10 protein-coding genes and 1 pseudogene are annotated in these 12,361 nt (G+C 59.4%); 8 read left to right on the top strand and 3 right to left on the bottom strand.

The annotated features are described in order from the left end of the window. Positions 1-35: 35 nt before the first annotated feature. Positions 36-1,220 (top strand): aldo/keto reductase, encoded by a 1,185-nt coding sequence (locus PSEUDOMOFG3G_RS12280; protein WP_139050081.1) that lies wholly within the window; start codon positions 36-38, stop codon positions 1,218-1,220. Positions 1,221-1,278: 58 nt separating this feature from the next. Further along, positions 1,279-1,989, top strand: a complete 711-nt coding sequence (locus PSEUDOMOFG3G_RS12275; protein WP_171061365.1) for a hypothetical protein — start codon at positions 1,279-1,281, stop codon at positions 1,987-1,989. A 110-nt stretch (positions 1,990-2,099) separates the two neighbouring features. On the opposite strand, the gene PSEUDOMOFG3G_RS12270 is transcribed toward PSEUDOMOFG3G_RS12275, so the two are convergent. After that, complete coding sequence (locus tag PSEUDOMOFG3G_RS12270; protein WP_047226429.1) at positions 2,100-3,086, bottom strand: MDR family oxidoreductase; 987 nt, start codon at positions 3,084-3,086, stop codon at positions 2,100-2,102. A gap of 217 nt (positions 3,087-3,303) precedes the next feature. Beyond that, complete coding sequence (locus PSEUDOMOFG3G_RS12265) at positions 3,304-4,866, bottom strand: carbohydrate porin (RefSeq protein WP_139050080.1); 1,563 nt, start codon at positions 4,864-4,866, stop codon at positions 3,304-3,306. 168 nt (positions 4,867-5,034) lie between these two features. Between PSEUDOMOFG3G_RS12265 and PSEUDOMOFG3G_RS12260 the strand changes: the two genes are divergently transcribed. The 6 genes from PSEUDOMOFG3G_RS12260 to PSEUDOMOFG3G_RS12235 all read left to right on the top strand — a co-directional run bounded on the left by PSEUDOMOFG3G_RS12260 (position 5,035) and on the right by PSEUDOMOFG3G_RS12235 (position 11,873). Then, positions 5,035-6,309, top strand: a complete 1,275-nt coding sequence (locus PSEUDOMOFG3G_RS12260) for an ABC transporter substrate-binding protein (protein WP_139050079.1) — start codon at positions 5,035-5,037, stop codon at positions 6,307-6,309. A gap of 22 nt (positions 6,310-6,331) precedes the next feature. Beyond that, positions 6,332-7,294, top strand: coding sequence for a carbohydrate ABC transporter permease (locus tag PSEUDOMOFG3G_RS12255; RefSeq protein ID WP_139050078.1), 963 nt, complete (start codon positions 6,332-6,334; stop codon positions 7,292-7,294). Then, positions 7,291-8,133: a carbohydrate ABC transporter permease gene (locus PSEUDOMOFG3G_RS12250; RefSeq protein WP_139050077.1), complete on the top strand. Its 843-nt coding sequence runs from the start codon at positions 7,291-7,293 to the stop codon at positions 8,131-8,133. The genes PSEUDOMOFG3G_RS12255 and PSEUDOMOFG3G_RS12250 overlap by 4 nt, the downstream gene beginning before the upstream one ends. Positions 8,134-8,160: 27 nt before the next feature. After that, positions 8,161-9,306 carry an ABC transporter ATP-binding protein gene (locus PSEUDOMOFG3G_RS12245; RefSeq protein WP_107322464.1) on the top strand — a complete coding sequence of 382 codons (1,146 nt, stop codon included), beginning with the start codon at positions 8,161-8,163 and terminating at the stop codon, positions 9,304-9,306. Continuing rightward, positions 9,303-10,805: a glycoside hydrolase family 32 protein gene (locus PSEUDOMOFG3G_RS12240; RefSeq protein ID WP_076384621.1), complete on the top strand. Its 1,503-nt coding sequence runs from the start codon at positions 9,303-9,305 to the stop codon at positions 10,803-10,805. Before PSEUDOMOFG3G_RS12245 ends, PSEUDOMOFG3G_RS12240 begins: the two co-directional genes overlap by 4 nt. 75 nt (positions 10,806-10,880) lie before the next feature. After that, the gene (locus tag PSEUDOMOFG3G_RS12235) at positions 10,881-11,873 is read left to right on the top strand and encodes a LacI family DNA-binding transcriptional regulator (protein ID WP_139050076.1); all 993 of its coding nucleotides are present in this window, start codon (positions 10,881-10,883) and stop codon (positions 11,871-11,873) included. Between the two features lie 57 nt (positions 11,874-11,930). Here the strand turns inward: PSEUDOMOFG3G_RS12235 and PSEUDOMOFG3G_RS12230 are convergent. Continuing rightward, positions 11,931-12,361: pseudogene (locus tag PSEUDOMOFG3G_RS12230) on the bottom strand (metalloprotease); the annotation flags it as partial.

Raw genomic sequence — 12,361 nt, 5'->3', positions numbered from 1 at the left:
AGCCCGTGAACCCTCAGTCGTGAAAGGAATGCTGGATGGACAGACGAGATTTTCTTACCTATTCGGCGGCGGGTGCTGTTGCAGCCGCTTTGCTGCCAGCATCGAGTGTCGCAAGTTCGCTGGCTATAGCCCCCACGCCCTCTTCGCTGACAGAGCGCGGGAGCGTGATGCGTACTGAAGGCCGGCTGGTGCGCGCAGACCTGCCCCTCAATTTTCCCTCGCACACCATGAGATACATGACGCCCCAACGCTTTGGTATGGGCGGGACGCAGATCGGCAATATCTTTGCGCCGATCAACGACGAGCAGGCGGGTTTGGTTCTACGGGCTGCTTGGGAGGCGGGTGTAAGGCTTTACGACACGTCGCCGTTCTACGGGTTTGGCTTGAGTGAGTATCGTCTAGGCCACTTTCTGCGCGGAAAAGATCCAGACCACTATGTGGTCTCCACCAAGGTCGGCCGGGTATTGACGGCTGCTGGTGGCCCGCGCGCGGACCATGCTATCTGGAAGTCGCCGGCACCCTTCACATATCGATATGACTACACCGCAGCAGGCACGCGCCGCTCCGTGGAAGACAGTCTGCAGCGTCTGGGGCTACCCCGTATCGATATTGTCTTTATCCATGACATCTCGCCCGATAACACCGAGCTGGAAGGTGGATGGGAAGCGGCGTATCGAGTTGCGCGCACTGGGGCGATGGTCGAGCTTGAAAAGATGCGTGATGAAGGGCTCATCAAGGCATGGGGCTTCGGAGTCAATACACCGAACGCCGTGGTTCAGGCACTGGCCAATGATGACCCGACACCCGACATCGTATTGCTTGCCTGTCAGTATTCCCTCCTCGACCACAGCGATGCGTTGCGCAATACCTTTCCGGCATTGAGCAGCAAGGGCACCAGTGTCGTGGTTGGAACACCCCTGAATGATGGATTTCTGGGAGGGCGCAGCCGATATAACTTCAGCCTGGATCTACCTGCTGGAGCGATAGAAAAACGCGCGCGGATCATGGCGGTTGCCAGCCGACATGGTATCGACATTCATACTGCCGCCCTGCAGTTCGCCGCGGCACATCCGCAAGTGTCCGCGATCATTCCGGGTGCGCGTTCGCCGGGGCAGATAGTTTCCAATGTACAAGCGATGAAGGTCGGTATTCCGGCAGCCTTTTGGGAGGAGCTCAAGAGCCAGAGCTTGATCGATGCTCAAGCACCGGTTCCTTCCTGAGGAGGGTCCAAGCCCGTGCTACCTGCTGGATAAGAACACTAGCCTGAGGTCGCAATAAATGAAGATACGAACGTCTCTTATGTTTTTCGGCGGCCTGCTTGCGCTCTCCGGCAGTGGACACTTATTTGCCGACACACTTGCGCTTAGTGTTCCATTGCCTGATCCACTCCCACAGCTAAACGTTCTGACACTCCTTGTAGGTATACACCTGCTCGGTATGAGCTTCGGTCTCGGCGGAGCGACGATGCTAGACCTCTGGATTTTGCGCTGGATGCGTAGGGGTAGCCTCCCCGTTGAAATCGGACGCACCTTTCACTTCATCAGCGACGCGGTCACTGCTGGGTTATGCCTCCTGTGGCTTTCAGGCCTTGGTTTCCTGGCCCTTTACGCGATGGAGTCGCCGGAAAAGTTGGAAAACCCCAAACTCTGGGCGAAGGTCATTGTGGTGATCGTCCTGACCATCAATGGAATAATCATCCACGCATTTGTGTTGCCAGCAGCCCTACGCGACTTGAGTCGCCCCCTGCTCTTTGGAGTCTCCCGCAGCAGAGCCGCCTTATTTCTCGCATCCGGTGCAGTTTCGGGTGTGTCTTGGTACACCGCTTTTGCCTTCGGCATTTTCCGTGAGTTAAACAATACCGTCACATTCACCCTGCTGGTCATCATGTGGCTTACGCTGGTACTAGCCGCCTCTCTCGCCGCAATTCTGCTCTGGTTAAACTCTGCAGCAGGCGCAAGAAAACTTCCTTCGCTCAGCCCTCCGACTTAAAAATAAAGAGTCTCTGTGCATGTTCTCCAAGTTCGTATTCGATTTTGTCGCCGGGGCCAGCACGAGCCTGGCCGCGACGTGCCTTCATGGGAATCGGCTCGTTGAAAGAATCATGCGTTCACATCTACGACGGTGCGCCCGCGAACCTTCCCTTCCAGCACCCGACCGGCGATTGCCGGAACTTCAGCCAGGCCCACGACTTGGGTGGTGCGGGCAAGCTTGTCCACGTCAAGGTCACGCGCCAGTCGTGACCATGCTTGCACGCGGGCACTCTGGGGCGCATTGACAGAGTCGATACCGGCCAGGGTTACGTTACGCAGGATGAACGGCAGCACCGACCCTGGCAGATCTGCCCCCTGGGCCAAACCGAAGGCGGCCACAACTCCCCGGTATTGGGTCTGAGCCAACGCATTGACCAGGGTATGACTACCGACAGAATCGATAACGCCCGCCCAGCGTTCCTTGCCGATCGGGGCGCCTGCCTCGGACAGGGTCCGACGATCGATGACCTGTGCCGCACCGAGCTCGTGCAGGTAGTCGGCTTCCTCTTGCCGCCCGGTCGAGGCGATCACTCGATACCCCAGGCCCGACAACAGCGCAATTGCCACCGAGCCGGCACCGCCGCTGGCGCCAGTCACCAGGATATCGCCGCGCTCGGGGCTCAGGCCGCCATGCTCCAACGCCAGCACGCTGAGCATTGCCGTGTAGCCCGCAGTGCCGATGGCCATGGCTTGCTGGGTTGAAAATGCCTCTGGGACCTTCACCAGCCAGTCGCCACTCACCCGTGCTTTCTGCGCGAAGCCACCATGGTGGGTCTGGCTCAGCCCCCAACCGTTGACCAGCACTCGGTCGCCGGCCGCGAAACCGGGATTGCTGGAGGTCTCGACGATACCGGCGAAATCAATGCCTGGGATCAGCGGAAACTGGCGAATGACCGGCGAACGGCCGCTCAGGGCCAAGGCATCCTTGTAGTTGACGGTCGAGTACTCGATCACTACGGTCACGTCGCCTGGCATCAGGTCCTCGTCCTTGAAGTCGACCAGGTGTGTCGCGATTGCATCGCCGGGTTTGGTGGTGAGCAGAGCCTTGAATGTCATTGTTTTTCTCCGGTTCGGATGAGCGGGTTATCCGCCACCGCTTGTAGATGCATCAGGCAAACTGGTCAGTGTGCCTTTTGAACATCGAGCTGCAGCGACATACGGATGCCTGCATCCAGCATTCGCTCCGGAGCAAAGCATCGCATGAATTGCATCCGGTTGGCGCTGATGGAGGGTTGAGCGGCATCCTCTGCTTGCGAAGAGGATGCCCTCCCATTTAGAACCAGGTTTCCATCTGTATGCCGTATTGCCACACGCCGCCTGCGTTGAAGTCAGACTTGCCGAAGGAATCGGAGGCGCTGTATCTGTCCAGATCCGAGGACCAGTTCATGACGCTGGCGAACACGCGCAGTTCGGGGCGTGTGAGAAGGTCTCCAAAATCAGGTTTGAAGGTCGGGGCGACCGTGAACTTCCAGAAGTTGCCGTCGACTGCATTGCGTTCCATGTAGCCCTTGGGATCGAGGTCCATGGTTTGCCAGCTCATCTCGTAGGCCATCTCGAAATTGCTGTTGATTTCATTGGCCAGGCGCACGTTCAGTGTCATCCAGCGGTAGTCGTCGCCCTTGACGTACCGGTCCTTGCTCTGTTCGGCCAGTAAACTGGGACCGATGCGCCAGCCGGGGGCGATGGGCGTCTCACCATAGAGCGCCAGACGCAAAGCACGTGCGTCGTCGATCAGTTCGCCGTCCGAGCCGATGTTCTTGACCTCTGCCCCCAGGCCTTGCCCATAGAGCAACGCCGTTTTGAAAAAGCCTTCCCTGCCGAAAAAGTTCTTCTGGTGATTGGCCACCATGCTGTGCAGGCCGGAGTCCGCAGGTGTCAGGCCCGCCTCATTGTTGCGGGTGCCGATGTCGTTTTCTTTAGCGCCAATGGCGTTGAACATCCACTGCCACTGCCCATTGTCGAAGAACTGGTTGGAGGTCAGGATGTAGCTTTCAACATCGGCATTGACGCCGCCGTCACTGAACTCCCCGTAATTTCGCCCGATCAACGAGTAATTCGAGCGCCAGTTCTTGTTCATCTGCACGTCGTAGATGCCACCGCCGGTGCCAGCCAGGTAGACGACGTCCGAGTCCAACCAGTGGATATCGAAATTGTCCCGGTCAAACCGCTTGCCTGCCCAGAGAGTGGAATTCTCAAACACCGAGTTCCCCTTGAACGCCGCGATGTGATCCAGTTCGGTAAACACCTGCCGCACGTTCAGGTTGCTTTCGTCGGCCGTCCAGTCATTGGAGCTTTCTACGCCATCGGCAATGGACACGGTGAATTTTGAGCGGGTGCCGTTCTGCGCGTATTGCTCTTTCGACAGGTCGATCCGCATATAGGTGTCGTCCTCGTTCCCGAGTCGCCCTACGGCACCGCCGACGGAACCGGCCGGGGTGGTATAAGGGCCGCCACGACCACCACCCAGACCGTCATTGACCAGCAACCCCGAGCGGGCGTACCCCTTGAAGCTGAATCCGTCTGTGAGGGATGCGCCACTGTCTTGTTTTTCCAGGCTTTGTTGTCGGGCTTCGAGTTTTGCCAGCCGCGTGTCCAGCGTCGGCGTGGCAACGTTTGCAGTGGATGCTACCGGTTGGAGCGCGGGAGCGGCGAGTTTGAGTTGTTGCAGTTCCCTGGCCAGGGCCTGGGTTTGCTGTTCGGCAGCCGCGGCGCGTTTTTCCGCGGCGCTGGCACGGGCCTCGAACGCAGCCATGCGTTCTTCCAGCGTCGCAGCGTGAGAGGTGGCCGCCGCGGTGCCGAGCACGCCTGCGAGAAGCCAGCTTGATGCTTTCTGCATGTGGATTTCCCTGTTTTGTTTTTATTTTTTTGTTCCCGCAATGGTCTTTTTCCTTCGGCTTTTGAATTGTCAAAAACCGTGAAAAAAAGGATGCCTCATCGCTAATACGCTGCTACATTTGGTGATGTTAACGTTAACTTTTCTAAAAACAAAAATAAAGAGGGCTTTATGAAACAGCTCAAATCGCTCCTTCCTGCTGCGCTGCTCGGCCTTTGTGTCGGGCTTCCATCCCTCTCGACTGCCGCCAATCTGACGATCTCCTGCGGTGCCGTAGGTGCTGAATTGCAGCTGTGCAAGGAGGCTGTCGAGGCGTGGTCGAAGCAGACCGGCAACAGCGTCGAAGTGGTTTCCACGCCTAACTCGGCCACCGAAAGGTTGTCGTTCTACCAACAAATCCTGAGTGCCCGATCCAGCGACATCGACATCATTCAAATCGATATGGTGTGGCCGGGGATGCTGGCCAACCATCTGATGGACCTGCGCGAGGTGCTCCCTGCCAACGCGACCGAGGGCTACTTCCAGGCCCAGGTGGATAACGCCACGGTGAACGGCCGGCTGGTGACGATGCCCTGGTTCACCGATTCGGGGCTGCTGTATTACCGCAAGGACTTGCTCGAGAAGTACCACAAACAGGTGCCGCAGACCTGGGAGCAAATGACTGCAACCGCCCGGGAAGTCCAACAGGCTGAGCGCAACGCCGGGAACGCCAATGCCTGGGGGTACGTCTTTCAGGGCCGCGCCTATGAAGGTCTGACGTGTAATGCACTGGAGTGGATCAGCAGCCAGCCGCAGGGTGGGCTGGTCAATCCACAGGGCGATATCGTGGTCAATAGCCCGGCCGCAAGAACCGCGTTGACGCTGGCCAAGAGCTGGGTAGGAGACATCTCCCCACGTGGCGTACTCAACTACACCGAGGAAGAAGGACGAGGTGTATTCCAGTCGGGCAATGCGCTGTTCATGCGTAACTGGCCGTATGTCTGGGCCCTGGTACAAAGCCCGGACAGTGTCGTAAAAGACAAGGTCGGCGTGGCTCCCCTGCCCCGCGGTGGCGAGACGGGCACCCACGCCTCCACCCTGGGTGGCTGGGGCCTGGCGGTGTCGCGTTACAGCGCCAATCCAAAGCTCGCCGCGCAGCTGGTGAGCTACCTGAGCAGTGCTCAGCAGCAGAAACATCGTGCCCTGATCGGCGCCTATAACCCGGTGATCGAGTCACTTTATCAAGACCCCGAGCTGCTCGCGGCGATGCCTTATTACAGTCAACTGCGCAGCATTCTCAAGGATGGGGTCATGCGGCCCGCCTCGATTACCGCCGATCGCTATCCACGTGTCTCCAATGCCTTCTTCGATCAAGTGCATGGCGTGCTGGCCGGAGAGGTGCCAGTCGATCAGGCGCTGGCTGAGCTGGAAAGCGAACTGACACGCATCAAGCGCCGGAACTGGTAAGCCACAAGGAAGGAAATTCACCATGTCTGTCTCCACTACCCTGGCGTCCGGTGACGAGCTGCTGCCCGCCCTGGAAACGCCGGTACAACGCCGCCGGGTTCGCGCCGCCTGGCTGTTCCTGACTCCGATGCTGCTGTGTCTGGCCCTGGTGGCGGCCTGGCCGCTGCTGCGTACATTCTGGTTCAGCCTGACCGACGCCAGCCTGGCGGACACCGGTGACGCAAGTTTTATCGGCCTGAGCAATTATCTGCTGCACAGCAGCACCGGTTGGTCAGGCATCCTGGTCGATCCACAATGGTGGAACGCGGTGCGCAACACCCTGCATTTCACTGTGGTCTCAGTGGGGTTGGAAATGGTGCTGGGGCTGTTGGTGGCGCTGCTGCTGAACGTCAAGTTCACCGGGCGCGCCTTGGTGCGGGCATTGATTCTGATTCCCTGGGCGATCCCCACCATTGTCTCGGCGAAAATCTGGTCTTGGATGCTCAACGACCAGTTCGGCATCATCAATCATCTGATGCTGGGCGCCGGCCTGATTGACGCGCCCCTGGCCTGGACGGCAGACGCCGACTTGTCGATGTGGGCCGTGATCATCGTCGACGTCTGGAAGACCGTCCCGTTCGTCACGCTGCTGATGCTGGCGGCCTTGCAGATGTTGCCGGGCGATTGCTACGAAGCCGCCCGCGTCGATGGCATTCACCCGTTGAAGGTGTTCTGGCGAGTCACCCTGCCGCTGCTGATGCCTGCGCTGCTGGTGGCGGCGATTTTCCGCATCCTCGATTCGTTGCGGGTGTTTGACGTCATCTATGTGCTGACCTCCAACTCGTCGAGCACCATGAGCATGTCGGTGTACGCCCGCCAGCATCTGATGGAGTTTCAGGACGTCGGCTACGGCAGCGCGGCCTCGACCTTGCTGTTTCTGGTCGTCGCAGTCATCGCCATGATTTATCTGTACCTCGGACGCCGTCAAATGGAGGTTCGCTCATGAGCCCGCGCCTACTGAAAAAAGCGCTGTTGCGCGTCGTATTCTGGTGCCTGATCGCGATTTTGCTGCTGTATGCGGTGTTCCCTTTCTACTACGCCATCGTGACGTCGCTGAAGCCGTCCAGTGCCTTGTTCCAGGTGAGCTACTGGGTCGACAACCCCGACTTCTCCAACTATGCCGCCGTGCTCCACCAGGCCTCGTTCCTGCGGGCAATCGGTAACTCGCTGGTGGTTGCCCTGAGTGTGGTCGCGCTGGCGCTGTTCCTCAGCCTGACCGCCGCCTATGCCTTGGGCCGGGTGAAGTTTCGTGGACGCGGCGCGGTGTTGATAATGGTTCTGGGCGTGTCGATGTTTCCCCAGGTCGCGGTGCTGTCAGGGCTGTTCGAGGTGATCCGTGCCCTGGGCCTGTACAACACGCCCTGGGCGCTGATCCTGAGCTACACGATCTTCACCCTGCCCTTCACCGTCTGGGTGCTGACCACGTTCATGGGCCAACTGCCCCATGAGCTGGAGGAGGCGGCGATCATGGACGGTGCTTCGCCCTGGGTCACCCTGACCCGCGTGTTATTGCCGCTGCTCTGGCCTGCGCTGGTCACCACCGGCCTGCTGGCTTTCATTGCTGCGTGGAACGAGTTCCTGTTTGCCCTGACCTTCACCCTCACCGACACGCAGCGCACGGTGCCGGTAGCCATCGCCCTGATTTCCGGCGGCAGCTCCCATGAGTTGCCTTGGGGGCTGTTGATGGCCGCTTCGGTGCTGGTCACCGTCCCACTGGTGATTCTGGTGCTGATCTTCCAGCGCCGAATCGTTTCCGGTCTCACTACCGGTGCGTTAAAGGGTTGATGCCCAACAAAGACAAGGAACAGCATCGTGATCAAGTTGAAGCTAGACAACGTGAACAAACAATTGGGCGGCATGCGCATTCTTCGCGACGTCAGCCTGGAAATCGCCGCCGGTGAATTCGTGGTGTTCGTCGGCCCCTCGGGCTGCGGAAAATCCACCCTGCTGCGACTGATCGCCGGGCTGGATTCCATCTGCGCCGGCGACCTGTTGATCGACGGGCGCCGGGTCAATGACCTGGAGCCGCGCGAGCGTGGCGTCGGCATGGTGTTTCAGTCCTATGCGCTCTACCCGCACATGAGCGTCTACGACAACATCAGTTTTGGTCTCAAGTTGGCCAAGACCGAAAAGACCAGCCTGCGCGAGCGCGTGCTGAAAACCGCGCAAATACTGCAGTTGGACAAACTGCTGCAACGCAAACCCAAGGAATTATCGGGTGGCCAACGTCAGCGGGTGGCCATGGGCAGGGCTATGGCACGGGAACCGGACATCTTGTTGTTCGATGAACCGCTGTCCAATCTGGACGCCTCTTTGCGGGTGCAAATGCGCAACGAAATCGCCAGGCTACATGCCCGACTGGGCACGACCATGATCTACGTGACCCACGATCAGGTTGAGGCGATGACCCTGGCCGACAAGATTGTCGTGCTCAATGGCGGACGTATCGAGCAGGTTGGCTCGCCGCGGGAACTCTACGAACGCCCGGCCACTCGTTTTGTCGCCGGTTTCCTCGGCTCGCCAAGGATGAACTTTCTTGCAGCGTTCCTGCATACGCCAGGCGCAAGCAGCCTGGTGGAAAGCCTGGTATTGGGCAGGACCACCCTGCCCTTTGACAGCTCAAGCCTGGCGGCGAACAGCCAACTGAGCCTGGGGATTCGCCCGGAACATGTAGCACTCAAGGCGGCACAGGGCACAGCCGGCATCGCCGTGATCGGGGTCGAATACCTGGGCAGTGAAACCTATGTGCACCTCGATACCGGTCAGGATGAGCCGATGATCTGTCGCTGTGAGGTCCACGCCGGGTGGCGAGTGGGTGATCGGGTCGAACTGCAGGTAGAGATCGACAATCTGCACCTGTTCGATGCCGACGGCACGGCCTTGAGGCGCCACCCACAATCCCTCGAAACCCCGTTGGATGACATTGCCCAGCGCTCGGTACGAGCAGGCGCCCTATGACCGTGTGTGTGAATCCCATGAACGCTCCAATATCCGCGACCCTTGAGCTTGCGCAACAGGCGCTGAGCGCTGGTCTGTCTCGCGTCACCGATGACTATCGCCCCGACTATCATCTTGCCCCGCCCGCAGGCTGGATGAACGACCCTAACGGAGTGGTGTACTTTCGCGGCGAGTACCACGTGTTCTATCAACATCACCCCTTCGACGCGAAATGGGGCCCGATGTATTGGGGGCATGCCAAGAGCGCTGACCTGGTCCATTGGCAGCACCTGCCCATCGCACTGGCGCCAGGCGATGACTTTGACCGCGACGGGTGTTTTTCCGGCAGTGCGGTGGTGTGTGGCGACACGTTGGCGTTGATCTACACCGGGCACACCTGGCTGGGGGAAGTGGGTGACGAACGCCAGATCCGCCAGGTTCAGTGTCTTGCCACCAGCGTCGACGGCATCCGGTTCGTCAAGCAGGGTGTCGTCATCGAGACCGCACCGCAAGACACGATCATGCATTTTCGTGATCCCAAGGTCTGGAAGGACAACGACTATTGGTACCTGATTGCCGGCGCACGCCTGGGCGATACGCCTTTACTCCCCTTGTACCGCTCCACCGATCTGCGCGCCTGGGAGTTCCTTGACTATGTAGCCCGCGGCAACGAGGGCGATGGCTATATGTGGGAGTGCCCGGACCTGTTTCGCCTCGATGGGCGCGACGTGCTGCTGTACTCCCCCCAGGGCATGCGCCCCGAGGGTTACGAGCGGCTCAACAAGTACCAGGCCGGTTATCGCGTGGGGCAACTCGACAGCCAATGGCACTTCAGCGGCGGCCCGTTTATCGAGCTGGATAACGGCCATGACTTCTATGCTGCGCAAACGCTGGTGGCTGCTGACGGTCGGCGCCTGGTGTGGGCGTGGCTCGACATGTGGGAAAGTCCGATGCCGAGCCAGGCCCATCACTGGTGCGGCATGCTCGGCCTACCCCGGGAACTGCAGTTGCATGCCGACCGCCTCAGGGTGTTTCCGGCCCGGGAATTGACCGCTTTACGCAAGGCACCGCTGCCGCACACCTCTGCGTGGGTTGGACCGGGCTACGAATGGGTGCCACAGGTCAATGGCGACAGGCTCGAGCTCCATGTGCATCTGGATTTGCTCGGCTGCGCCGAAGGTCACCTGGGTATCGCCTTGCGTTGCAGTGCCGAGGGCGACGAACAAACCCTGCTCTATTACGACGCTTCGCTGCAGCGCCTGGTACTGGATCGCAGTCGTTCGGGCGCGCAGGTGAGCGGTCAGCGCAGCGTGGCGATAGACCACGCCCAGAAGTCCTTGCACCTGCGGGTGTTTCTGGATCGTTCGTCCATCGAGGTGTTTGAGCAAGACGGCCGCTTCAGCCTCAGCAGCCGCGTCTATCCGCGGCCCGACAGCCTGGGGGTAAAACTATTGGCAAGCGGGGCTGGCGGACGCGTCTCCATTGGTAATGCATGGCCGCTGGCTTCCGCATGGCTATGAGCAATGTCATTCGAGTCGCGACAAGCCCGGAGCCTGTGTCATGATTCGGCGTCAACCTGACTGGCCGCACCTCGCATGACTTCAGTGAAAGACGTTGCACAGCTGGCCGGCGTGTCCCTGATGACGGTTTCTCGAGCGCTCAACAATCCGGAAAAACTGAGCCCCGAAACCCTTCAGCGGGTGCGTCGCGCCATTGACGAACTGCAATTCGTACCGAGCCTTTCGGCGCGCAGGATGCGCGGGGACAATCTCCAGGCGCGAACCATCGGTGTGTTCGCACTGGACACCGCGACCACACCTTTCGCAGTCGAGCTGCTGCTGTCCATCGAGCAGGCCGCGCAGCAAGCCGGTTGGAATGTGTTTATCCTCAACCTGTTGAGCAACCCGCCCACCGAGCAGAACATCGACCTGATGATGTCGCACCGTCCCGACGGGTTGATCTTCAGTGCCATGGGATTGCGCCAGGTGAGCATCCCCGAGCGCCTGAAAAGCAAACCACTGGTACTCGCCAATTGCCTGGCCGATGACACTCGCCTGGTCAGCTATGTGCCCGACGATGAAACGGGGCAGCATCGAGCGGTGCATCACGCCTTGAGCCAAGGCTATCGGCGCCCTCTGTGTATCAATCTGCCAAAACAGAGCCTTGCCTGGAGCCTGCGACAAGAAGGTTTGCAACGTGCCTGCCAGGCCTTTGGGCTGGCGCCTGAAGCACTTCTGCAATACGACCTTTCCGATCACGATGCCTACGATGAAACCGCAGCTATTCTCGACCGGCACATCATCGAGGGGCGACCGCAGTTCGACATTCTGATCTGCGGCAATGACCGTATCGCCTTCTGTGCCTATCAGTTGTTGTTGGGCCGTGGCCTGAAGATTCCCAGCGATGTTGCGGTGCTCGGCTATGACAACATGATCGGCATCGCCGAGCTGTTCATTCCGCCACTGACCACGGTCCAACTGCCATACTACGAGATCGGTCGCAGGGCTGCCCGGCACCTGATCGAGAACCTCGAGGTGTCGGGCGCCCAGCCAGTAGATTGCCCATTGGTAGTCAGGGCGTCGCTGTAAGCCGAGTCTGTAGTGGGCACGCTCTGAGCTGTCTCAAAGCGTCCGGACACTGCTTTATCAAGCAATCAGATCGTTGGCACTGAAGGTATTGACGCCCAGTAGCTGGATTTCGAAATCCGCATCCAGATTGTCGTTGATGTTGCCGTAAAGCACCTGATCGACGAAGCGCAATTGCCCCGCGCTCGTGAAGTCGTTCGAGTCGATGAAGCTGAACCCGTTGATTGGCGTGGTCAGGAAATCGGCAGCCAGTTTCGATAGGTCAATCTTATCGCCCAGAATGCTGCTGAAGTCGGTAATGACGTCGCGAGCGCTTCCCTTACCCAGTTCATTCAGCGCACTGAAAACAAATCGATCGGCTCCAGTGCCGCCAGTGAGCGTGTCACTGCCAATGCCGCCGATCAGCGTGTCGTTGCCTGCGCCGCCGTTGAGTTTATCGTTGCCTGTTCCACCGCCAAGCACGTTGTTGCCGTCGTTGCCGGTCAGCACGT

The organism is Pseudomonas sp. FG-3G (genome assembly GCF_901007645.1).
In the GTDB taxonomy this organism is placed as follows: Bacteria; Pseudomonadota; Gammaproteobacteria; order Pseudomonadales; family Pseudomonadaceae; genus Aquipseudomonas; species Aquipseudomonas rhizophila.
This window is presented reverse-complemented; position numbering and strand designations above follow the sequence as displayed.